This window comes from Pedobacter sp. UYP30, assembly GCF_040547165.1.
Taxonomy (GTDB): domain Bacteria; phylum Bacteroidota; class Bacteroidia; order Sphingobacteriales; family Sphingobacteriaceae; genus Pedobacter.
The window spans coordinates 1-23,442 of record NZ_JBEPPD010000016.1; the positions used below are offsets into that span (position 1 = coordinate 1).

Consider the following 23,442-nt stretch of genomic DNA (forward strand, 5'->3'; position numbering starts at 1 on the left):
GAAAGCAAATCACAACAGCGATGCGTCTGCGCCTTGCTCGTCTATTGCTGTTGCAAATATCAGTAGTTCAAAGAATGAAAGCAAATCACAACTTTTTAGTTGGTAACCCTTATTGATTACTCGCTGTTGCAAATATCAGTAGTTCAAAGAATGAAAGCAAATCACAACTAATTCTACAGCTACATCACCAGCGCCTTTGCTGTTGCAAATATCAGTAGTTCAAAGAATGAAAGCAAATCACAACAGAAGAAATATAGTGTATCGGTTGTCCATAGCTGTTGCAAATATCAGTAGTTCAAAGAATGAAAGCAAATCACAACACTAAAGCATAAGAACTACCTATTGTTGTTGCTGTTGCAAATATCAGTAGTTCAAAGAATGAAAGCAAATCACAACAGGCTCTTATCTGGTATATCTGCAAATTCAGCTGTTGCAAATATCAGTAGTTCAAAGAATGAAAGCAAATCACAACAGTCTTTCGGCTGCTATTAATGTAGAGCCAGCTGTTGCAAATATCAGTAGTTCAAAGAATGAAAGCAAATCACAACGGTTTGAGATACAATCTTCTGGAAAAACAGGCTGTTGCAAATATCAGTAGTTCAAAGAATGAAAGCAAATCACAACTAGTATCCGGGACGAAACCATAATAATAACGCTGTTGCAAATATCAGTAGTTCAAAGAATGAAAGCAAATCACAACAAGTGTTTAAAAACGGGCTTATTTCTTATTGCTGTTGCAAATATCAGTAGTTCAAAGAATGAAAGCAAATCACAACTTAAAAGAATATCGGTAAACATATCTCTACGCTGTTGCAAATATCAGTAGTTCAAAGAATGAAAGCAAATCACAACTCTTGTTTGCAGCATCAATTGCATCCTGAGGCTGTTGCAAATATCAGTAGTTCAAAGAATGAAAGCAAATCACAACGGAGTTGAAATTATGATACCAAAACCAATGGCTGTTGCAAATATCAGTAGTTCAAAGAATGAAAGCAAATCACAACTCAAGATTGCTTTTCCCGCAGCCATTGCTTGCTGTTGCAAATATCAGTAGTTCAAAGAATGAAAGCAAATCACAACAGGCTCTTATCTGGTATATCTGCAAATTCAGCTGTTGCAAATATCAGTAGTTCAAAGAATGAAAGCAAATCACAACATAAATGCGCTGCATCATCCAACACAGCGCGCTGTTGCAAATATCAGTAGTTCAAAGAATGAAAGCAAATCACAACTTGGTGCTAATATATCAGCTGATGCGTTTTGCTGTTGCAAATATCAGTAGTTCAAAGAATGAAAGCAAATCACAACGCCAACTGCCAAAATATTCGATAACTTATTGCTGTTGCAAATATCAGTAGTTCAAAGAATGAAAGCAAATCACAACAGTTGGATGTATCTTTTCACTTTCATTGTGCTGTTGCAAATATCAGTAGTTCAAAGAATGAAAGCAAATCACAACACTAAAGTATATCCGTTTTTGGCGGAATATGCTGTTGCAAATATCAGTAGTTCAAAGAATGAAAGCAAATCACAACATGATAAAGGAATTGAAGCTGTGGTATTATGCTGTTGCAAATATCAGTAGTTCAAAGAATGAAAGCAAATCACAACAGGCTCTTATCTGGTATATCTGCAAATTCAGCTGTTGCAAATATCAGTAGTTCAAAGAATGAAAGCAAATCACAACGTAGTTTTCCCAGTTTTCTTTACTTTCTTCGCTGTTGCAAATATCAGTAGTTCAAAGAATGAAAGCAAATCACAACATACTCTTTCTTCTTCTTCAAAACCATCAGGCTGTTGCAAATATCAGTAGTTCAAAGAATGAAAGCAAATCACAACTAATGGGTATAATAGTTGCTGCGTTACAGGCTGTTGCAAATATCAGTAGTTCAAAGAATGAAAGCAAATCACAACGGGGGTAATATACATGATAGCGGAAAAAACGCTGTTGCAAATATCAGTAGTTCAAAGAATGAAAGCAAATCACAACGAGCCGTGTCGGCTGGTATTAATGGCTTCGCTGTTGCAAATATCAGTAGTTCAAAGAATGAAAGCAAATCACAACGCATAGCCGCTGCTCTTACCGCTATCGGTGGCTGTTGCAAATATCAGTAGTTCAAAGAATGAAAGCAAATCACAACTAAAAGTGGCTTGATAACCTTTTTTAAATGCTGTTGCAAATATCAGTAGTTCAAAGAATGAAAGCAAATCACAACGATACCGTGGTGCAAACCATTGCCAATTTAGCTGTTGCAAATATCAGTAGTTCAAAGAATGAAAGCAAATCACAACACGCCAAGCAAGAACGTATAGTTCTTTTAGGCTGTTGCAAATATCAGTAGTTCAAAGAATGAAAGCAAATCACAACGAGCACCCACAGCATTTAATGCTCTGTTGAGCTGTTGCAAATATCAGTAGTTCAAAGAATGAAAGCAAATCACAACTGAAGTCGGGTGACAATGTGTTCTTGTATGGCTGTTGCAAATATCAGTAGTTCAAAGAATGAAAGCAAATCACAACCAAACTCGGTCTGTTGTCTCTTTTAGGTGAGCTGTTGCAAATATCAGTAGTTCAAAGAATGAAAGCAAATCACAACACGTTGTCGCCACGCCATTGGTTCCAATATGCTGTTGCAAATATCAGTAGTTCAAAGAATGAAAGCAAATCACAACCAACTCCTGCTCCTGCGAAGTTGAACTGATGCTGTTGCAAATATCAGTAGTTCAAAGAATGAAAGCAAATCACAACACTAGATGATGCAAAATTTGTAAATTTCTTGCTGTTGCAAATATCAGTAGTTCAAAGAATGAAAGCAAATCACAACAAGCGCAAAAGCCCCGAACATTGTACCTATGCTGTTGCAAATATCAGTAGTTCAAAGAATGAAAGCAAATCACAACTATTTTCCATGTTCTAGTTTTTTATTTATTGCTGTTGCAAATATCAGTAGTTCAAAGAATGAAAGCAAATCACAACACATACGCAATAGATAAACGAAAATAAATGCTGTTGCAAATATCAGTAGTTCAAAGAATGAAAGCAAATCACAACGTATGTTCGGGTATTGAATATTTAAGTAAGGCTGTTGCAAATATCAGTAGTTCAAAGAATGAAAGCAAATCACAACATATGTAGAATGTTTTAAACAGTTCGCAAAGCTGTTGCAAATATCAGTAGTTCAAAGAATGAAAGCAAATCACAACTTTACAGATAGTTAACTAATAATATGTAGTGCTGTTGCAAATATCAGTAGTTCAAAGAATGAAAGCAAATCACAACTGTTTTCTCTCCCTTTAAAATCTGCTTATCGCTGTTGCAAATATCAGTAGTTCAAAGAATGAAAGCAAATCACAACTAAATTCAAAAGGAATGTTTATTTTATACTGCTGTTGCAAATATCAGTAGTTCAAAGAATGAAAGCAAATCACAACGGTTGGTCATTTTAGGTTGGTAAAATTGGGCTGTTGCAAATATCAGTAGTTCAAAGAATGAAAGCAAATCACAACCGTTACATACTCCCTTAGTAAACTTACTGGGCTGTTGCAAATATCAGTAGTTCAAAGAATGAAAGCAAATCACAACTCCGAAGAGTTATCGGTATTTGTATTTCCAGCTGTTGCAAATATCAGTAGTTCAAAGAATGAAAGCAAATCACAACAGATGTTTAAAACTGTTATTGTTGCTTCTGGCTGTTGCAAATATCAGTAGTTCAAAGAATGAAAGCAAATCACAACACAAAGACGCAACGCAGTTTATAAACTTCGGCTGTTGCAAATATCAGTAGTTCAAAGAATGAAAGCAAATCACAACTGAACACTATCATATTGCTCAAAACTCCTTGCTGTTGCAAATATCAGTAGTTCAAAGAATGAAAGCAAATCACAACAGAAAATGACGGTTAATTATAAGATCTCAGGCTGTTGCAAATATCAGTAGTTCAAAGAATGAAAGCAAATCACAACGTCCTTTGTCTCGTCAAGCTCTGCCCACGCGCTGTTGCAAATATCAGTAGTTCAAAGAATGAAAGCAAATCACAACGGCATCGGTATGGTTTTTCGGATTGTATGGCTGTTGCAAATATCAGTAGTTCAAAGAATGAAAGCAAATCACAACACAGTTTTTAAAGGAATCAGCACAGAAATTGCTGTTGCAAATATCAGTAGTTCAAAGAATGAAAGCAAATCACAACACTGATGCCTATTAGCATGTCTTTGTCTGTGCTGTTGCAAATATCAGTAGTTCAAAGAATGAAAGCAAATCACAACAGTCGATTAACAATTGTTTAAATAAATCGTGCTGTTGCAAATATCAGTAGTTCAAAGAATGAAAGCAAATCACAACTGGATGTCGTAGCCGGATCTAAACAGCCCTGCTGTTGCAAATATCAGTAGTTCAAAGAATGAAAGCAAATCACAACGAACTCTCATGCGCTCTCTAATCAAATGCAGCTGTTGCAAATATCAGTAGTTCAAAGAATGAAAGCAAATCACAACGCAAATAGCTTATCGGCTTTCTCTTTGCTTGCTGTTGCAAATATCAGTAGTTCAAAGAATGAAAGCAAATCACAACCCTATGTCGTTTAACATTCGGCTCCAAGCAGCTGTTGCAAATATCAGTAGTTCAAAGAATGAAAGCAAATCACAACAATGAACTCGGGAATTACAGAAAGGTTTGCGCTGTTGCAAATATCAGTAGTTCAAAGAATGAAAGCAAATCACAACGCATTATATCATCTGTAACGATAATATCTAGCTGTTGCAAATATCAGTAGTTCAAAGAATGAAAGCAAATCACAACCATTTTTCGCCAAAACAGCTAAAATAGAAAGCTGTTGCAAATATCAGTAGTTCAAAGAATGAAAGCAAATCACAACTCATCATCGTCTGCAATTGCAAAATTATGAGCTGTTGCAAATATCAGTAGTTCAAAGAATGAAAGCAAATCACAACAGCTGTTGATCCGGTAACTGCTGTCGCTGGCTGTTGCAAATATCAGTAGTTCAAAGAATGAAAGCAAATCACAACGTTGTGGCTCAACTATCAAATTGTCTTTTGCTGTTGCAAATATCAGTAGTTCAAAGAATGAAAGCAAATCACAACGGCAGGCATACAATGGTGCATATCAATGCGCTGTTGCAAATATCAGTAGTTCAAAGAATGAAAGCAAATCACAACCCAACTTTGCCAACTAATGGGTGTATCTTCGCTGTTGCAAATATCAGTAGTTCAAAGAATGAAAGCAAATCACAACTGGTCCTAAATGCCTTAAAAATTATAAATGGCTGTTGCAAATATCAGTAGTTCAAAGAATGAAAGCAAATCACAACCCCTGTCTCCCTCGCTCCTTACTAACCCATGCTGTTGCAAATATCAGTAGTTCAAAGAATGAAAGCAAATCACAACCGGTCGTAACCTTTCTCCCGTTTGAGATCTGCTGTTGCAAATATCAGTAGTTCAAAGAATGAAAGCAAATCACAACAACTGTTGATCCGGTAACTGCTGTCGCTGCGCTGTTGCAAATATCAGTAGTTCAAAGAATGAAAGCAAATCACAACCGGATCTCGGAGGTTACGGATGTAGGCATCGCTGTTGCAAATATCAGTAGTTCAAAGAATGAAAGCAAATCACAACGCTTCCGGCTGCTCTGCTGTTTTTGGCTCTGCTGTTGCAAATATCAGTAGTTCAAAGAATGAAAGCAAATCACAACTAGATCGACAAGTCTATTTTTTTTTGCTTTGCTGTTGCAAATATCAGTAGTTCAAAGAATGAAAGCAAATCACAACAAGATCACGCCAATAGAAGTTAGCGACGCGGCTGTTGCAAATATCAGTAGTTCAAAGAATGAAAGCAAATCACAACAGCACTTGGTAGAGGCCAAGCTCCACAGGGGCTGTTGCAAATATCAGTAGTTCAAAGAATGAAAGCAAATCACAACAAGAAACTGGAATGCAGTTCGATGGAAATTGCTGTTGCAAATATCAGTAGTTCAAAGAATGAAAGCAAATCACAACGCAGACCGGGAGCGAGACAAAGTAAGTACGGCTGTTGCAAATATCAGTAGTTCAAAGAATGAAAGCAAATCACAACAAGAAAAAAGATAATACCCTACACGTAACGGCTGTTGCAAATATCAGTAGTTCAAAGAATGAAAGCAAATCACAACACGGTACGCATGGTGCTTATCTTCCTGATCGCTGTTGCAAATATCAGTAGTTCAAAGAATGAAAGCAAATCACAACACACCTACAGCGAGGGCCGCACCACGCACAGCTGTTGCAAATATCAGTAGTTCAAAGAATGAAAGCAAATCACAACATGACATAGCGCCCGTACAGGGAAGCAGGTGCTGTTGCAAATATCAGTAGTTCAAAGAATGAAAGCAAATCACAACAGACGAGGCGCAAGATCTAGACAATGATAAGCTGTTGCAAATATCAGTAGTTCAAAGAATGAAAGCAAATCACAACTATCAAGCGGATGACAAATTCATAAAATTGCTGTTGCAAATATCAATAGTTCAAAGAATGAAAGCAAATCACAACGATTTGTGCAACTTTCTTTAATGCGTCGAGGCTGTTGCAAATATCAATAGTTCAAAGAATGAAAGCAAATCATCCCGCACGTGCGGGATTGCAAATATCAGTAGTTCAAAGAATCGAGCCTTTTGCGAGCTCATCGCTGCCGATGAAAACCAATCCACACCAATTGATAATGAAATCACAACAAAAAATATTGCTCGCTAAGCTTCCTTTTTGGGCTTTTCTAATCCACCAAAATTTAAATTATCTGGCAAAGACCTGATGTACAAATCTCTTTGAGGAATGGATATATCGATTCCGGCCTCGTTAAACGCGTTGTAAATGGCCTTGTATATGGCCGCCTTTACAATCAGCCATCCGTTCACATCTGTCCAGAAAAAAACAGAAACCGCTACGGCATTATCTGCAAAGCTTTCGATAAAAATGGTTGGCTCTGGGAGTTTATGTACTCCTGAATGTTCTGCCAACAACCTATTTACAATCTCTTCTACCTCATCCATATTAGAACCGTAACCTACCCCAACATTTATAGTTATTCTCCTATTTTGGTTATTCCTTGTCCAGTTAATGAGATGTTGTGCCAGCAAATCTCCATTTGGAATGATGATTTCTGATCCCTCGAACGTGTTTAACTTACTGGAACGGATACCGACTTCTTTAACATAGCCCGTTCTGGTGCCAACCTCTATCAAATCGCCAATTTGTATGGGCTTCTCAAAAGCGATGATGATACCAGAGACCAGGTTATTTACTATATTCTGCAAACCAAACCCAATACCTACACCCAAAGCTCCTATAATAATGGTAATTTTATCCAACGGTATTCCCGATACAACAAAAGCTAAAAAAATCCCAATAGAAAGGATTACCAACCTAACAAGCAGCACGGTAGAACCTAGTCTACTTTTTGCGGCTTGGATGTTATCATCTACATTGCCAAAAATAAATGAGGTCATTTGGGCCAAAATGGTAGAAATCCAAATAATAAAAATAAAGAGGGCAATGTTGCCAAAAGTAAAAGTTACATTCCCCAGCTGCTGCTCCGCCGACAAAAAGGTAACGATGTTTCCAAAAATATAATCGTACAAGTGGATGCTGTTTGTAAACACAAGTATCCACAACAGTATCGCGAAAAGCCCTAAAAATCGGGTAATTTGCTTTTCCATACCATTGTACTGAAAATATGCGGTTAAACGAGAGGTTTTCTTACTTGCTTCCATAGAAAGGAAAATGGCATCGATAAGAATCTCGACAAGAATAAACAGGGTAATGGCGGCTATCATTCCGTAATTTGCACCCGTATTTAATACTTTTGCCAAGGTTACCCTGCCAATAACATTTAAAAGCAGCGCCAAAATATTCATTACTAAAAACAGCATCAGCAATGGCCGAAAATATTTCTTACCTGCAAAGTAGTTCTGTTCTCGTTTAGAAATCATCCAAAAACTAAGGCCAATGGAGATAATGCTAATGGCAACCTGTATCCACCGTTCTGTGTAGGTAGTTTCTATAAGCAAATTGGCGAAACCGGTGGTATAGAACAACGCCAATAAAATGGCAAGCTGTAAGCCAGAAATGTAATTTAACTTTTTACGCAGCAAAATACTTAGGGCAATGATTTGCAAACCCCAAAGCGACAAGGTAAAAGCTTGTGGCGCAGTACCGTAAACAAATGGTACTATAAGCAAGCTAAATACTACTGTGGCTAAAAATACATTGCCAACAATATGCTTTGTTTTAGCGAAAACGATCTCTGGCGCTTCGCTTTGTTTCTTTATTCGCCGTATGTTTCTCTGCATAATAAAGTAAAATAGCAACGCGGCAATAATTACGATAATTCTAGGAATCCAGTTCGTATCGCCATAAATATCTAAAAGGGTCTTACTCTCAGAAAGTGATCTTTTAACCACTGTTTTAAAGTCTCTTTTGTTAGCTGGGTCGTATTTATGATTCCATATATAACCAAACTCATTCTCTAGAACTAGACTACTAAAAGTGCTTATCTGGTAGTCTGTTTCGTTTAGAAGATCGGATACAGTCAAAAAATTGCTAGAAATGGTATTTTGCAAAACTCCAAGTTGCTTCAGCTGTGCAGTTAGTCCAGAATCTGCAACATCTACCTTCTCGCCCAACAAGCGCAACTTCGTTACGTAAGCAATAAATAAAACACTATCTGTCGGCATCAACAGCAGTTTTTCATCTCCCCTAAATTCGGTAACGTGATCTTTTTTATCGTTTAGTTGGTCGTTTATAATAGAAAGTTGCTTTTGCCATTTGTAAAGATTTTCATTTTGATCTAATAATAGCGCTTTTGTATTGTATAAAATCTTTAAACTGGCATGCCGTTTTAAACCAACTAAGTTTAATTTTGCAATGCCGATGATGGTATCGTTTATTGGTAGACCTTTGTTAATATCTTTAGTATCGAAACCACGTTTAAGCTCGCTGTTTATTTTGTTAAACTTTAAGGTGTATTGTTCCACCTTACTTAATTGATAGGCCACTAAGGTATCTGATGCCTTAAAATATTTTCGTACCGAATCTGAATTAAATGTAAGCTTAGTAAGCTTTGCAGAATCTATCCCTCCTTTAACAGTATCTGCCAATTGTTGGGCCATTACGCTGTGAGAAAGCATTAAAAAACATAGCGAAAGCAATGAGCATTTAAAATACTGCGAAAGATTAACAACAACACGTTTTTTTTTCATAAGCCCTTAAAGATAAGCTAATCTGTTTAAATTGACGTAAAATATCCACCTTGTAAAAAACTGCACGTTTAAATAAACCAGCTAACTAAGGCCAAGTAAAATGAAAATGTGTCGAATATATTGGGCATATTTTATAAATTGCCCTTACGTTTTTTAACCAAATCATTATGTCGAAAAATCATTTATACAAAACAAGAGTAACCTGGACCGGCAACAAAGGTTCTGGCACAATGGATTACCGTTCGTATGATAGAGATTACATGATATCCATAGATGGCAAAATAGATATTCCAGGTTCTTCCGACTCGATTTTTCTGGGCGATAAATCTAAATACAATCCAGAAGATTTGCTTTTGGCATCTGTTTCTAGCTGCCACATGTTATGGTACCTACATTTGTGTTCTAAAAACGAGGTGGTGGTTATAGAATATAAAGACGAGGCCGTGGGCATGATGGAAGAAGTAGAAGACGGTAGTGGGAAGTTTAAAGAGATTACTCTATTTCCAAAAGTCATCATCGCAGATAAAGCACACCTATCTTTGGCGCAAAGCCTGCACAAGGAAGCAAATAAAATGTGTTTTATCGCAAACTCTCTAAACTTCCCTATCGAACATAAACCAGAGATCAAGGCCGAAAATGCTTAACGCGCAAAGTTTGTACATCTAAATTGCCCATTCGCAATGAACCTCAGATCTTGAAAAGAGAATTTGGGTGTTTTTACATCCCGCACACACGAGACTCTACCTTTTCTGTGCTAAAGGGCGCAAGAAAGTATGCCGCGGCAATCGTTAACGCAGTCCCCTGACAAAAACATTTCTAGCCCCATTTCTCAAACAAGCTAGTAGTTTGACAATTCTAACAATCCCAGCAATTCAGCAATCTAACTAAGGAAACCTCATTAACTTCTTACTCCACATAATATTATCTAGTTAAGAAATAAGAGAGGATAAAAAAAGCAAAGTATGAACTTAAAAATAAAACCGTAATTTTGTAACATGGAAACATTGATTGTACGTCCTAAAAACCAAAAACAATTGGTAGCTATTGAATCGGCATTAAAAGCTTTAAATGTTGCTTTTAAAAAAACCGAAAGTCCATATAATCCCGATTTTGTAAAACAAATCCAAAAAAGCAGAGAACAGGCAAGGGAAGGGAAGGTCATTACCTACACACATGACCAATTGGCTGAATTGTGCAAATAGATTTTACCGAAGATGCAGATAAGCATCTAAAATTCTTTATTAAATCTGGAAATAAAAGCATCCTGAAAAAAGTGGCTGAATTAATTAAAGCCATTGACGAAAATCCTTTTGAGGGTATCGGCAAACCAGAACCGTTAAAATATGAAATGACTGGCTTGTGGTCAAGGAGAATCAATCAGGAACATCGATTAATTTATGAAATCACTACAGACATTATCCTTATCCACTCAATAAAAGGCCATTATAAATAGCTTAAAAGAATCAGCTCAAACAATCCAACTTAAGAAACCTTGTTTACTTCTTACTCCAAATATTATTCTTCGGCGTTGTATCCATAAAAATACCTCCATCTAACTTAATAGATTTTACTGCTTTGCTGGTAGTTAGCACAACGGTAATTTCTTTGTTGTTCGCCCGCCATACCGCTGGCGACTGGTGGATGGTTTCCTTATTCCCGTTTTCATAGCTTACCACCATATCAAACGGAATGGCAAAGCCACCGTTGTTTTTTATCTTGATGTTTGTTTTGCCCTTTAATGGAGCAACATCATCAACCGAAATATCTATGTAGTTATTTGTAAAAAACCAGTTGTTAAAAAACCAGTTCAAATTTGTCTTTGCACCGCTACTCATAGAATTAAAATAATCCCAAGGAATTGGATGTTTTCCATTCCAATTGGTCATGTAGTTGTGTAAAGCCACTTTAAATAAATCATCGCCCAACATATCTTTTAAAGCAAGGTAAGAAAGGGATGCCTTACCGTAAGAATTGTTGCCATAACCAGCACCAGAAACCTGCGTTGACATAGAAATTATAGGCTGATCTTCCTCTGTAGAACTATCGTTAATATAGCGCTTAACCCTAAAATTTTGATAAAACTTATCGGCAGCCTCTTTGCCGTTATGTGCAATGCCAATAAGATATTCGAAGGTAGTTGCCCAACCTTCATCCATATAGGCATAACGGGTTTCGTTAATGCCCATGTAAAACGGAAAATACGTATGTGCCACTTCGTGGTCTTGCACTAGCTGTGCAAATACTGGGTCGCCGGTATTAGAGTCATTAACCATCATAGGATATTCCATATCTGCAAAACCCTGAAAAGCAGTCATTTTACTAAATGGATAAGGCACGCCAGGCCAGTTATTTGAAAACCACGCCAAGGTAAATAAGTTGTTTTTAACAGAGTTGATAAAATCTTTACCGTTTACACCATAAGCGGCCTGTGCGCTCGCTCTACGATTTGTTTTTTTATCAACCACAACGCTTGCTGCATCCCATAAATAATGATTGCTTAACCCAAAACACACATCGGTAATGTGGTTTGCAGAGAATTTCCAGGTATTCCAGTCGTTTTGCAACGTTACTTTGCCATCTTTTAATTCCTCCTCGTTGGCTATGTGCATCACTTCATCGCTCGTGTAAGATTTTTTAAGCCTTTCAGCGATGTTAGGCATCAGCACTTCGTCTGGATTCAAAAAATCGCCGGTGGCATACACCACATAATTTTTTGGCGCGGTAACAGAAAAAGTGTAGTCATTAAAATCGTTGTAAAATTCTGCCCTATCTGTATGAGGAATCCTATCCCATCCATTATAATCATCATAAACAGAAACCCTTGGATAACTGTAAGCCACATAAAATGAAGTAGAATCTATCTGCCCTTCTCTACCGCTCTGCTTAGATAATGGATAATTCCACCCAATTTTGAGTTCTATTTTTCCTCCCGGGATGAGTGGTTTCTTTAATTTAACGTTGCCGACCGTACCCCAATCTTTAGCGTCAATATTGTAATTTTCGCCATCAACAGAAAATGAGCTGATAGTTAAACCGGCATCTAAAAAATCTTCGCCTACAGCGCCTGCACGAGGAGAAGTTGGCTTGTGTAAATTGTTAACAAACCTAATGGCAAGTGTTTTTAACGTATCTGGACTTTTATTAGAATAGGCTATTTGCTCATTGCCACTCACTACTTTGGTGGTAGCATCTACTTTAATGTCCATTTGGTAAACACCATGATTCTGCCAATAGTTCTTACCGGGTTTTCCATCTAAACTTCGAGTTCCGTTAGCGTAGGCTGCCTTAATGTTTCTGGGCATATATAATTCTTGGCTCTGGGCAAACGGAAGCACTGCAAAGATTAATAGGGCTATAATGGCTATTTTTTTCATACAAAAAAACGTATTAAGGTAATTTAATGCTGGTTTTACTACTGTATCGGTTAGGATGACAATTTTAATCTTTAAGAAACTCTAAGGGCTTTTATGTACCTGTCAATTTTCAGAGTCTTAAATGCTATCTCTATGGCAATGTAGGTATTTTTTAAAAACAATAACTAAACTATACCCACAGTATAATATTGGATAATTAATCATTTACCTTTTAAATTAAACAATCCCATCTGCGACCATCCATGTTATTAAAAAATCGGCTCGTTAGGCGTTCTCCCAATCGTTGTCTTTAATTTCGTTGTAAACCTTTGCAATACCTGCTTTTAAACCAGTTTTGGCAGTCCACCCAAGTGCATTCAGCCTGCTCACATCCATTAACTTTCTGGGCGTTCCGTCTGGTTTTGATAAATCTGTTTCTATTTTACCTTCAAAACCAACAATTTCTTGTACCAGTTCTGCAAGCTCTAAGATAGAAATGTCTTGCCCTACCCCGATATTTAAAAATCCAGATTGGTTATAGGTTTGCATTAGAAATACACAAGCTTCGGCTAAATCATCAGCATGGAGAAACTCTCTTCTTGGAGTCCCGGAGCCCCAAATGGTTACTTTTTCATCGCCATTTTTTTTGGCTGCTATAAACTTACGCAACATGGCTGGCAGCACGTGCGAGTTTTTTAAGTCGTAGTTATCGTTAGGCCCGTATAAATTGGTGGGCATTACAGAAATAAAGTTGCAACCGTATTGTGCTCGATAGGCATCGCACATTTTTATTCCCGCAATTTTTGCGATGGCATAAGGCTCATTTGTTTCTTCTAACAAACCGGTTAACAAATAATCTTCTTTTAAAGGTTGCGGCGCCATTTTTGGGTAGATACAAGATGAACCCAAAAACATTAACTTTTTAACTCCTGCTTTATAAGCTTGATGGATAACATTATTCTGTATCATCAAATTTTCGTAGATGAAATCTGCGCGATAGGTATTGTTGGCCACAATTCCGCCTACTTTTGCGGCGGCCAAGAAAGCATAAGCCGGTTTTTCAGCCTCAAAAAACTGCTTTACGGCAACAGTATCTCTCAAATCTAACTCGCTAGAGGTTTTAACCAATAAATTATTAAACCCGTTCACTTTAAGGTTTCGCATCAATGCAGAACCAACCATCCCACGATGCCCGGCAATATAAATTCTATCTTCTTTTAACATTAATTTTTTTATTATTGCCAATTAAACCACTCGTTGCTTTAAATCGGCGAAATTATATGATTTAAAATAAGTCAACCACTATTGACGCATTGCTTTAAATTGCTGTAAAATTAGCTATTTTATTCATACTTACAGCTGTAAGGCAATGCGCTAAACGCTAAGTTTATCACTTATAAACAACAATTAGCACAAATAGCTCATTTTTTATTTGCTTTTACAATTCCATCATTTTATCTTCGTTATAAATACCGCAAGACTATGTAGCAGAAAGCTATGTAGTCTTGTTTGCTTTTATATAGGAACTTAAAAAATACACAAAGCGATGACAGACGTTACATATTATACCCAAGAGGGATTAGACAAGTTGAAGGAAGAGGTAAAGTATTTAACTACAACCGGCCGTCAACTTATTTCTAAAGCCATAGCCGAGGCAAGAGATAAAGGCGATTTATCTGAAAATGCAGAATATGATGCCGCTAAAGAAGCGCAAGGGCTGCATGAAGCAAAAATCTCCAAATTGAAAAATGTGTTGTCGAACGCACGACTGATCGATGAATCAAAACTCGACCTTACCAAGGTTTTGGCGCTATCTATTGTTAAAATAAAGAACGTAAAAAACGGCGCAACCATGAGCTATCAATTGGTTGCAGAGACAGAAGCCGACTTAAAAACCGGAAAAATCTCGGTAAAATCACCCATTGCACAAGGACTTTTGGGGAAATCAGTCGGTGATATAACCGAAATTGAAGTGCCGGCAGGGAAAATGCAGTTCGAGGTCCTCGAGATAACCAGATAAACGCATTTCTTTGGCGTGGTTAGATTATTTTTATAAAAAACAGAAGTGAGCATTTAGCTGTTTACCATTCAACATAACCTTTTTACACAAAAAACTAACATGAGTATATTTTCTAAAATTATTTCGGGTGAAATAAAGGCGCATGTAGTGGCCGAAACGGTACAGTTCTTGGCTTTTTTAGACATTAATCCGCTAACTGAAGGCCACGTTTTAGTTATCCCAAAAATCGAGGTAGATTATATTTTCGATATGGAGGAAGACCTCTATGTAGGCTTGTGGATGTTTGCAAAAATTGTGGCAGAAGGAATAAAAACTGCTTTCCCTTGCGAGAAAGTTGGCATCTCGGTCATCGGTTTAGAAGTTCCTCATACTCACGTTCACCTGATGCCGATTAACAGTATAGGAGATATGAATTTTAGCAACGAAAAACTGACATTTACCGAGGAAGAATTAGAGGCGACTGCACATAAAATTAGGGAAGCTTTATTGCAGAATTAGTGCGCAATCTCGAGTTTGGTTTATCCTGAACTCGTTTCGACACCTACCTCTCTGATTTACCGAGTAAGTGGTTCGACAACCTAGCATTGTCGTTTTAACATAAGCTATTTATTATCAATTAATTAAATCATATCTCACTTCTATTACTCGTTCCTTCAGTTTTATAAAATTTGGCCTAAGCTCTGCCGGCCGCTGTGCTAGCCGGAGGGGGCGTCTCTCTTTTTGTACTATATAACAAATTACAGTTAGTTGATTTTTAAGGAATCTTCCGCAAAGTCATCCATTTTTTAGATTCGGTCCCACAGCCAAATAAACCGGATTTGAAAATAATGTTCTTTAAAATTGAAACCAAATACCTTGCACTTGTAAGTCTCCGCAACCTGAACGGTTCAAATGTCTATAGCGCCAATTCCTTTTTGCAACATACGACCCCGACAGGGTCGCATAATTTTTAATACAATGTCTTCTATAACCATCCAATCCCTTCGGGATTACGAGCGGTATTCCAAAATTGCTTTTTTAGAACTCCGTGTTATCCAAATTTGGATATATCTTCTGCTGTAAAGAGAATTACCTTTTTCAAGGTTTCTAAGCGACCTGCCACAAATTTATCTATTTTTGAGATTTGGTTCTGAAACCACATGGACTTGATAAAAAGAGACAAAACCGAGCATTTTCTGCGAGCTCATGAACGCAAATAAAACAACAAACACTAATGAATAAATCAAGGCTGACACCTCTTTGGGTAAAAATTCGCCAAGCTGTTCAATATCGATGATTCGAGGCCCGTCCCCAGCCTTATTCCCGCGCAAGGCTGCGAATCATCTTCGCATCAATAACCCGTCAGGTCTCTGCAAGCAGCTTTAGGCGTTTTTTCTTCCAAATTGCTGCTAGGCCGGGACTAGCGAGATGGCTATAGCGAGTTAAAAAAGCGTTACTTATATTGATTTATATGAAATATATTAAACCTCAGACTGACAAACGATTTACAGAGTACGCAGTTCGACAACCTCAACGTAACAGCCAAATTGCTACTCGCTATTCGTATTTCCGACTGTCTCACATCTAGCATCTCATATCTTTCCGCATCCAGTCTTTGTTCCTTGCTCCTTATTCTTTGTTCGAACTCTTCTAAAGGCCTGCATAATAATCATACCCTCTTTCAAACCAGTAATCGGGCGGGCGCTCATTGCTAAAAGATAAATCGCCGATACGTTTTAAACTCTTTATCCCATATTTAACCGGGATAATCAACCTTAATGGATAGCCTTGGTCTAATGGCAAAGGCACCCCATTCATTTCATAGCACAAAAGGGTTTGCGGCTGCATGGCGCTTTCCATGTCTATACCCACATAATATTGCCCATCGGGTGTAACCAAACCAATGTATGCCTTGCTTGCTTGCTTTTCTAAATGATAGGCTTTTACAAAATCAGAAAACCTAACGCCGCCCCAATGAGAAACCTGGCTCCAGCCTTCGATACATTTAAAGTTAAAAATAACTTCTGTTTTTGGTAATTTTTCAAGATCGGCTAAAGTTAGTTTTAGGGTATCTCCTGAGGACCTAATTACATTTAAACGCCAATTCTTATTATTTAGTGATGCTCTTAGACCAATATTTCCATTAACACGAACTTTTTTTGCTGCTTCAGATTTTGGAAACTCCTTTGCTAGATGTTTCTTGCGGAATGCTTTATTAAACACCTGTTCGTTTTCATTTAACACTTTTCTTAGTGGAACTTGTACACCACCGCGGATCCCTCGATCCGTACTTGCATTCTTAACTTTAAACCATAAAAAAGTGGCTCCCGCAATAAAAATTGCAAAGCCTAAAAACGATAGCAAAGTGCGTAAAACAATTTGTCGCTGGGTCTTCTTTTTTGCTTTCTCTTCCATGTTAGTCTTTCTCGCTTTCTTCTTTTACCACTTCAAAACCAGCAACCATCCCCCTAAAATTATTCCATCCGGCAACTACTACCTGAATGATATGAATTAGGAAGAATAAACAATAGCCAATGGTTAATATAAAATGGATGAGCCTACAGCTGGTATATCCGCCAAAAACATTGCATATAAACTGAAACTGTATGGGTTTATAAATGGCAAGCCCCGTTAATATAGAACCCAACCCCATTACAATAATGGCCGAATACGCAATTTTTTGGGCTGCATTGTATTTTTTTTGAGTCGGCAAAGGCTTCTTACTTAAATGCAAATCATGCAGCAAAACAGCCCAAGCTTCTTTAAAAGAATTTTTATCGGGCAATAGATAGCGCCACTCTCCAGATATCCAAGTATATAAAACGTAAAGAAAACCGTTTAAAAAGAAAATCCACATAAACACAAAATGAAATGCCATGCCTTCTGCCAAACGCTGCTTTAGGTGAAGCGCTTTATAGAACGATTGAGGAAAAAATTTAAAAATCAACTGATCGAAAACACGAATAGAATACGCATCATTAGCCCAATAAATGAGCAGGCCACTCCATATCATAATGGCTAAGATTGGAAAATTTACCCAATGAAACCACCTAATGGCAAGCGGATGCTTTTCGATAATCCTTTTCATGCATTTTTATATAACTTGTTATAAATGTAAGAATTTTGTTCGGAAGCTTTTTCTTTAAAACTAGCTTTATTGGCAAAATGAAAATAACACTGTGGCATTACAACCTCAAGCGCTTAACTATTTAACTTTATTGCAAGTTATATGCGAAAACGTAAGGTAGCTAATCTGCTATTTTTACATCTCTAATTAAATTGACAAATTTCCATAGCGTAAATCTTCCAATTGCATTGAACATTTTCCGTACATTCGTTAAAACATTCTAACCAAATGTACAACTACAACAACTTTACCGATAACGAACTTTTTGAACTGAGCCAAGGAGGTGACCAATCTGCTTTTGAAGAAATTTATAAGAGATTTAGTGGCCTGCTCTATATTTACGCAAAAAAATTAATTAAAAACGACGAGGACGCACAAGACATTGTACAAGAAGTTTTTGTTTATCTATGGAACAATCAAAAAATAAGGTTAAACGCTCAGTTATCTGCCTATTTATATACAGCGGTGCGTTATAAAATCTTCGACTGGATAGATAAGAATAAAATTAGAACCAACTACGCAACCAGTTTGAGGACTTTTATAGAGCAGGGAGAGCTTGTTACCGACAATTACCTGAGGGAGAAAGAACTTATTGCCATTATAGAAAAAGAAGTAAATAAACTACCTAGCAAAATGCGCCAAATCTTCGAAATGAGCAGAAACCTTCATTTGTCTCAAAAAGAAATTGCCCTGCAATTGCAAATATCTGATAAGACTGTAAAAAAACAGATGGGAAATGCATTAAAAATACTTCGACTAAAATTAACCTCTTTCTTAACGCTAATTACTTTGTTAATAAGCCTAACTAGGTTTTAGCCAAGCCACATCGTTTTAATTGTAGTAAGGGCAATTTTAAAAACAGCCTTTTCGGAAATAATCCAGCCGTCAAATTCCAGTTTTAAGAAAAAAAATTTTTTTTTCTACTACCTAATTGGTTTTTAACCTACATGTTTTTATAAGCCAAATATTACATCCTAATGAGCAAACCAGAAGTAGAAGAACTTTTACGCAAATATACCAATGGTCTTTGCACCGATACTGAAAAAGCCTTGGTTGAATCTTGGCATTTAGAAGAGCTAAAAAAATCTCATCGAATCGTTTCTGAGGACGAAATTTTAGACGCCACTAGTAGCATTTGGTCTTGTATCCAACATAAAACCGAAATTAAACCGCTGCGTAATCTTGTTACTTTATATGCCAAAATTGCCGCTGCAGCTATTGTTTGCATTGCGTTAACGTATTTACTTAGAAATAAAATAGCCAAACCTCAGCGGGAAATTGAGCAAGCAAAGGCTGTTAATTTAACGCCGATAAAGCCAGGAGAAACTAAGGCAACGCTAACGCTTGGAGACGGATCTAAAATCACCTTAACAGATAGTAAATTAGGCCTGGTTGCTCATCAGCAGGGCATAAAAATTAGCAAAACCAATCAAGGTGCGCTTGTTTATACTGTAGTTTCGGCAAATACCGACAAAAAAGATGTGTACAACACGCTACAAACTCCATTTGGAGGCCAGTTTCAGGTTGTTCTGCCAGATGAAACTAAAGTGTGGCTAAACGCCGACTCGAAATTAACCTATCCAGCGGTTTTCAATCAAGAAGACAGACAAGTTTCGTTGGTGGGCGAAGCTTACTTCGAAGTGGCAAAAAAAACAGACAAAGCTGGAAAACGAATTCCATTTAGAGTTAAAAGCATACTTGCCGATGGACGCAGCCAGTTGGTTGAGGTTTTGGGTACGCATTTTAACATTAACGCTTACAACAACGAGCCTAAAATAAAAACCACTTTACTAGAGGGAAGCGTACGGGTAGCAAATTTAGATGGAGATAACGCAAGCATTATTAAGCCTGGTCAACAAGCGGTATGGGCAGACGCAACATCTCCAATTTTGATAAAAAACGTTTATGCCGCCGATGCCGTAAGCTGGAAGGATGGTTTCTTTAGCTTTAACGATGAAGATTTACAGACCATTATGAATAAAATTAGCAGATGGTACAGTGTAGATGTAGAATATGTAGGCCCAAAAATAAACAAAGTTTTTGGAGGCCGAATTTCTAAATTCAACAGTGTGAACGAAGTACTCGATCTTTTGCAAACTACCGGAGCTGTAAAATTTAAAATAACAGGAAGGAGGATTTTAGTTATGCCATAACAACTACCAGCCCAATAACGAGCCTAGCTAAACTTAAAAAAACCGGACGCGCTGCTACGCTCCGGCCTTAAAAATTAAGTTAAACCTTCGTTGAATTCTTACCTAACAAAAATTTTAAACCTAATTATCAAATATATGAATTTTTACAATGAAAGGTTCCCTAAACCCAAGGGACATCTATTTAAACTTTTGTTGATTATGAAACTGACTGCCGTGTTACTTATCACCGCATTACTCCAAATAAGCTATGCCGCAAAAGCCCAAAAGGTAAGCTTAGTGGAAAAAAACACGGAGCTGATCAAAGTTTTTAGAAAACTAAACCGAACAACAGGCTATAACTTTCTATACGACCTTGCTCTTTTAAAAGAAGCGCAACCAGTTACGGTAGATTTTAAGGATTTAAACTTCGACGATGCGTTGAAGCAAATTTTTAAAGACCAACCGTTTGGTTACACTATTAAGAACAATACCATTATTATTCGACAAAAACAGGCCGACGGCTCTCTACTGTTGGAAAAAGCCTTTTTAGATATTCGGGGAACCGTTTTAGACGAAACAGGCTTGCCGTTACCTGGTGCTAGCGTAAAAGTAAAAGGCAGCAGCCAAGGCACGGTTACAGATGCGAAAGGAAATTTCTCACTCGCTAGTGTTACAAAAGGCGAAACTTTACAAATTTCCTTTCTAGGTTACGAAACGGCAGAGGTTATTATAAATGATGAAAAAATTTTAACCGTTAAACTTACACAGCAAGCCGGTGTACTGGCAGATGTTGTAGCAATTGGCTATGGCACTCAAAAGAAAAGCGTCAATACTGGTGCAATATCCTCTGTAAAGGCTTCTGACTTAACCAACATGCCCGTTACAAGAATAGAGCAGTCCTTGCAGGGGCGTGTATCTGGTGTTACCATAACAGCAGCTTCTGGTCAACCAGGTGAGGCATCTACAGTAAGAATTAGAGGAACTACGTCTATCAACGGTAGTGATCCATTGTATATTGTAGATGGTGTGGCAATAGGTGGAGGAATAGATTACCTAAACCAAGCGGATATAGAATCTATCGAGGTATTAAAAGACGCTGCATCGGCCGCCATTTATGGTGCTCGAGGTGCGAGTGGTGTAATTATCGTTACGACCAAAAAAGGTAAACGCAACGGCAAAATGCAGGTAAACTACAACATGTACGTAGGCACGCAAGCACCAGATAAAAAGTTAGATCTATTAAATGCCACACAGTACGCAACTTTATACAATGAGGCAGAGTATGCTAAAACACCTAGCCTAACTACGCCTAGATTTCCAAATCCATCTCAGTATGGAGTAGGCACAGATTGGCAATCGGCGGTTTTCAACAATCATGCGCCAGTGCAAAATTACGAGCTGAGTATGTCTGGCGGAAGTGAATTGTCTAGCTATTACGGTTCATTTGGCTATTTTGATCAAGATGGAATAGTAGCAACAAGCAACTCTAAGTATAAAAGATTTACCGCACGGTTCAACTCTGAACATCAACTCACAAAAGCTATTAAATTCGGACAAACAATTGGCTATACACGTACAAACTCCGTTGGCGTAGGGACAAATACAGAATATGGTTCTCCTTTAAACAGGGCTATAAATATAGATCCAATAACCCCAATTATAGAAACTGACCCTGCAAAATATGGCGCTGCCCCCTATATAGGTAACCCTGTGGTTAGAGACGCTGATGGCTTTCCCTATGGAATTTCTCCTTATGCGCAATCAGAGATTTTAAACCCTATTGCTGCCTTGCAGGTTGCACAGGGTAATGGATGGTCTGATAAAATTGTTGGAAACGCCTATTTAGAAGCGGAAATTATCAAAGGTTTAAAAGTCAGGACTCAGGGTGGAGTTGATTTGGCTTTTTATGGTGGAGAGGGATTTACCCCAATTTACTACTTAAATTCAATCAATCAAACCACCATCACATCTTATAATAGAAATTCAAATAGAGGTTTATTCTATTCTTTGGAGAACACTGTTAGTTATACTAAGCAAATTCAGAAACACGATTTTACTGCCTTAATTGGATATTCCTTCCAAAAAAACAAAGGGGAAACTCAAGGTGGAGCAAAAGACGGTATACCCGTAAATAATATTGGAGATGCTTCTTTACAATTCCCCGTATCGAGAATAAACGATGTTTTTTATGGTGGCGAATATCTTAATACCTTAAATTCTGCGTTTGCGAGAGGAATTTACAGCTATGATGAAAAATATCTGTTTACAGGAATCATAAGAAGAGACGGCTCTTCGAATTTCGGGCCAAATAATAAATTCGGATATTTTCCATCTGCATCAATAGGATGGGTAGCCTCCAGAGAAAATTTCTTTCCTAAAAACGACTACGTTAATTTCTTAAAGTTTCGGGCTTCGTATGGGGTAAACGGAAGTGACAATCTTCCGCCGTTCGGATATATTGCTACGGTAAGTGGAGGTAGGAACTATACCGTTGGAACTTCAGGTACCTTAGTCAACGGTGTGAGTCCAAACTCACTTTCAAACCCAGATTTAAGATGGGAAGCAACTTCGTCAACAGATATAGGCTTGGACGCAACTTTATTTAAAAACTTTACGTTAACGGCAGATTGGTACAACAAGAAAACAACAGGAATGCTGCTACCAATTACTGTACCCGGATATGTAGGAAACAACGGGCCTTTTGGCAATATCGCAGATTTGACGAACAGTGGCTTTGAACTAGAATTGGGGTATAATAAAACCTATGGTGACCTAGCGATGAAGATTTCTGCAAACGGATCTTTTGTGAAAAACCAAATTGACTATTTAGGAGATGACAAAGAATATTTGACCGGACAAACCGTAACGCCACAAGCTTTAGAAGTTACCCGTACTAAAATTGGTTATGCCATCGGTTCGTTCTATGGCTTTAGAAGCGATGGGTTGTTTCAAAACCAAGCCCAAATTAACGATTATAAATCTAGCAATAATCTAGTAATACAGCCAAATGCTAAACCGGGAGACATTAAGTTTATTGATTTAAATGGAGATGGGGTAATTAATAACGATGATAGAACAATTATCGGAGACCCAACTCCAAAATTTACCTATGGTTTTAATTTAAATCTAGCCTATAAAAACTTCGACTTGGTTATGCTTGGTCAGGGTGTTACCGGCAACCAAATTTTTAATGCGCTGAGGAGATTTGACTTACCAACAACAAATTACACTACAGCTATCTTAAACCGCTGGACTGGCGAAGGAACAAGCAATACCATCCCTAGGTTAACTTTAGATGACACAAACCAAAATTATAGCAGGGTGTCTAGTCTGTTCTTAGAAAGTGGCGCTTATTTCAGGGTAAAGGTTTTACAGCTCGGCTATACTTTACCGATAAATGTAACGAGAAAAATAGCGCTGGATAAGGTTCGGTTCTATGTAATGGCAAACAATCTGTTTACACTTACAAAGTATAACGGTTACGACCCAGAAATCGGAGGGAACAGCTATGGCGTAGATAGAGGTCTCTATCCGCAGGCCAGAACTTTTTACGCAGGTATAAACGTTGGATTTTAAAATGATAAA

At 37.6% G+C, this 23,442-nt stretch carries 13 protein-coding genes and 1 CRISPR repeat array; of the genes, 8 read left to right on the plus strand and 5 right to left on the minus strand.

Going from position 1 to position 23,442, the window contains the following annotated elements:
- The first annotated feature begins 46 nt into the window (after nt 1-46).
- Nucleotides 47-6,617: direct repeats of the CRISPR family, unit length 46 nt; unit sequence GCTGTTGCAAATATCAGTAGTTCAAAGAATGAAAGCAAATCACAAC.
- A gap of 121 nt (nt 6,618-6,738) precedes the next feature.
- On the minus strand, nt 6,739-9,246 hold the full coding sequence (locus ABIB40_RS15710; protein WP_354360339.1) for a mechanosensitive ion channel family protein: 2,508 nt from the start codon (nt 9,244-9,246) through the stop codon (nt 6,739-6,741).
- 167 nt (nt 9,247-9,413) lie between these two features.
- Here ABIB40_RS15710 and ABIB40_RS15715 point away from each other — a divergent pair, with 167 nt between their 5' ends.
- From ABIB40_RS15715 to ABIB40_RS15725, 3 genes are all read left to right on the plus strand, one after another.
- Complete coding sequence (locus tag ABIB40_RS15715; protein ID WP_354360340.1) at nt 9,414-9,890, plus strand: OsmC family protein; 477 nt, start codon at nt 9,414-9,416, stop codon at nt 9,888-9,890.
- Nucleotides 9,891-10,241: 351 nt separating this feature from the next.
- The gene (locus ABIB40_RS15720) at nt 10,242-10,448 is read left to right on the plus strand and encodes a DUF2683 family protein (protein ID WP_354360341.1); all 207 of its coding nucleotides are present in this window, start codon (nt 10,242-10,244) and stop codon (nt 10,446-10,448) included.
- A complete protein-coding gene (locus ABIB40_RS15725; protein WP_354360342.1) occupies nt 10,439-10,699 on the plus strand; it encodes a Txe/YoeB family addiction module toxin in 261 nt (86 codons plus the stop codon). The genes ABIB40_RS15720 and ABIB40_RS15725 overlap by 10 nt, the downstream gene beginning before the upstream one ends.
- Before the next feature lie 43 nt (nt 10,700-10,742).
- Here ABIB40_RS15725 and ABIB40_RS15730 read toward each other — a convergent pair whose 3' ends face one another.
- Nucleotides 10,743-12,620 (minus strand): M1 family metallopeptidase, encoded by a 1,878-nt coding sequence (locus ABIB40_RS15730; protein ID WP_354360343.1) that lies wholly within the window; start codon nt 12,618-12,620, stop codon nt 10,743-10,745.
- A gap of 264 nt (nt 12,621-12,884) precedes the next feature.
- Nucleotides 12,885-13,823: a GDP-L-fucose synthase family protein gene (locus ABIB40_RS15735; protein WP_354360344.1), complete on the minus strand. Its 939-nt coding sequence runs from the start codon at nt 13,821-13,823 to the stop codon at nt 12,885-12,887.
- A 322-nt stretch (nt 13,824-14,145) separates the two neighbouring features.
- On the opposite strand from ABIB40_RS15735, the gene greA reads away from it, so the two are divergent.
- Nucleotides 14,146-14,619, plus strand: coding sequence for a transcription elongation factor GreA (gene greA / locus ABIB40_RS15740; protein ID WP_354360345.1), 474 nt, complete (start codon nt 14,146-14,148; stop codon nt 14,617-14,619).
- Nucleotides 14,620-14,718: 99 nt separating this feature from the next.
- Nucleotides 14,719-15,117, plus strand: coding sequence for an HIT family protein (locus ABIB40_RS15745; RefSeq protein WP_354360346.1), 399 nt, complete (start codon nt 14,719-14,721; stop codon nt 15,115-15,117).
- 1,131 nt (nt 15,118-16,248) lie between these two features.
- Here ABIB40_RS15745 and ABIB40_RS15750 read toward each other — a convergent pair.
- Entirely contained in the window at nt 16,249-17,013 is a 765-nt protein-coding gene (locus ABIB40_RS15750) for a molybdopterin-dependent oxidoreductase (protein WP_354360347.1), read from the minus strand.
- A 1-nt stretch (nt 17,014) separates the two neighbouring features.
- Nucleotides 17,015-17,686 carry a cytochrome b/b6 domain-containing protein gene (locus ABIB40_RS15755; protein ID WP_354360348.1) on the minus strand — a complete coding sequence of 224 codons (672 nt, stop codon included), beginning with the start codon at nt 17,684-17,686 and terminating at the stop codon, nt 17,015-17,017.
- A 267-nt stretch (nt 17,687-17,953) separates the two neighbouring features.
- Between ABIB40_RS15755 and ABIB40_RS15760 the strand changes: the two genes are divergently transcribed.
- The 3 genes from ABIB40_RS15760 (at nt 17,954) to ABIB40_RS15770 (ending at nt 23,433) form a co-directional block, all read left to right on the plus strand.
- Complete coding sequence (locus ABIB40_RS15760; RefSeq protein WP_354360349.1) at nt 17,954-18,541, plus strand: RNA polymerase sigma-70 factor; 588 nt, start codon at nt 17,954-17,956, stop codon at nt 18,539-18,541.
- Between the two features lie 161 nt (nt 18,542-18,702).
- Nucleotides 18,703-19,878: a FecR family protein gene (locus tag ABIB40_RS15765; protein ID WP_354360350.1), complete on the plus strand. Its 1,176-nt coding sequence runs from the start codon at nt 18,703-18,705 to the stop codon at nt 19,876-19,878.
- Between the two features lie 198 nt (nt 19,879-20,076).
- Nucleotides 20,077-23,433, plus strand: coding sequence for a TonB-dependent receptor (locus tag ABIB40_RS15770; protein ID WP_354360351.1), 3,357 nt, complete (start codon nt 20,077-20,079; stop codon nt 23,431-23,433).
- Nucleotides 23,434-23,442: the final 9 nt, after the last annotated feature.

What these genes read in the sequence shown, in the direction of transcription:
- ABIB40_RS15715 (WP_354360340.1), top strand. Translation starts at nt 9,414, where the DNA reads ATGTCGAAAAATCATTTATACAAAACAAGAGTAACCTGGACCGGCAAC.
- greA (WP_354360345.1), top strand. Translation starts at nt 14,146, where the DNA reads ATGACAGACGTTACATATTATACCCAAGAGGGATTAGACAAGTTGAAG.
- ABIB40_RS15735 (WP_354360344.1), bottom strand. Translation starts at nt 13,823, where the DNA reads ATGTTAAAAGAAGATAGAATTTATATTGCCGGGCATCGTGGGATGGTT.
- ABIB40_RS15770 (WP_354360351.1), top strand. Translation starts at nt 20,077, where the DNA reads ATGAAACTGACTGCCGTGTTACTTATCACCGCATTACTCCAAATAAGC.
- ABIB40_RS15750 (WP_354360347.1), bottom strand. Translation starts at nt 17,013, where the DNA reads ATGGAAGAGAAAGCAAAAAAGAAGACCCAGCGACAAATTGTTTTACGC.
- ABIB40_RS15765 (WP_354360350.1), top strand. Translation starts at nt 18,703, where the DNA reads ATGAGCAAACCAGAAGTAGAAGAACTTTTACGCAAATATACCAATGGT.
- ABIB40_RS15760 (WP_354360349.1), top strand. Translation starts at nt 17,954, where the DNA reads ATGTACAACTACAACAACTTTACCGATAACGAACTTTTTGAACTGAGC.
- ABIB40_RS15720 (WP_354360341.1), top strand. Translation starts at nt 10,242, where the DNA reads ATGGAAACATTGATTGTACGTCCTAAAAACCAAAAACAATTGGTAGCT.
- ABIB40_RS15730 (WP_354360343.1), bottom strand. Translation starts at nt 12,620, where the DNA reads ATGAAAAAAATAGCCATTATAGCCCTATTAATCTTTGCAGTGCTTCCG.
- ABIB40_RS15710 (WP_354360339.1), bottom strand. Translation starts at nt 9,246, where the DNA reads ATGAAAAAAAAACGTGTTGTTGTTAATCTTTCGCAGTATTTTAAATGC.
- ABIB40_RS15755 (WP_354360348.1), bottom strand. Translation starts at nt 17,686, where the DNA reads ATGAAAAGGATTATCGAAAAGCATCCGCTTGCCATTAGGTGGTTTCAT.
- ABIB40_RS15745 (WP_354360346.1), top strand. Translation starts at nt 14,719, where the DNA reads ATGAGTATATTTTCTAAAATTATTTCGGGTGAAATAAAGGCGCATGTA.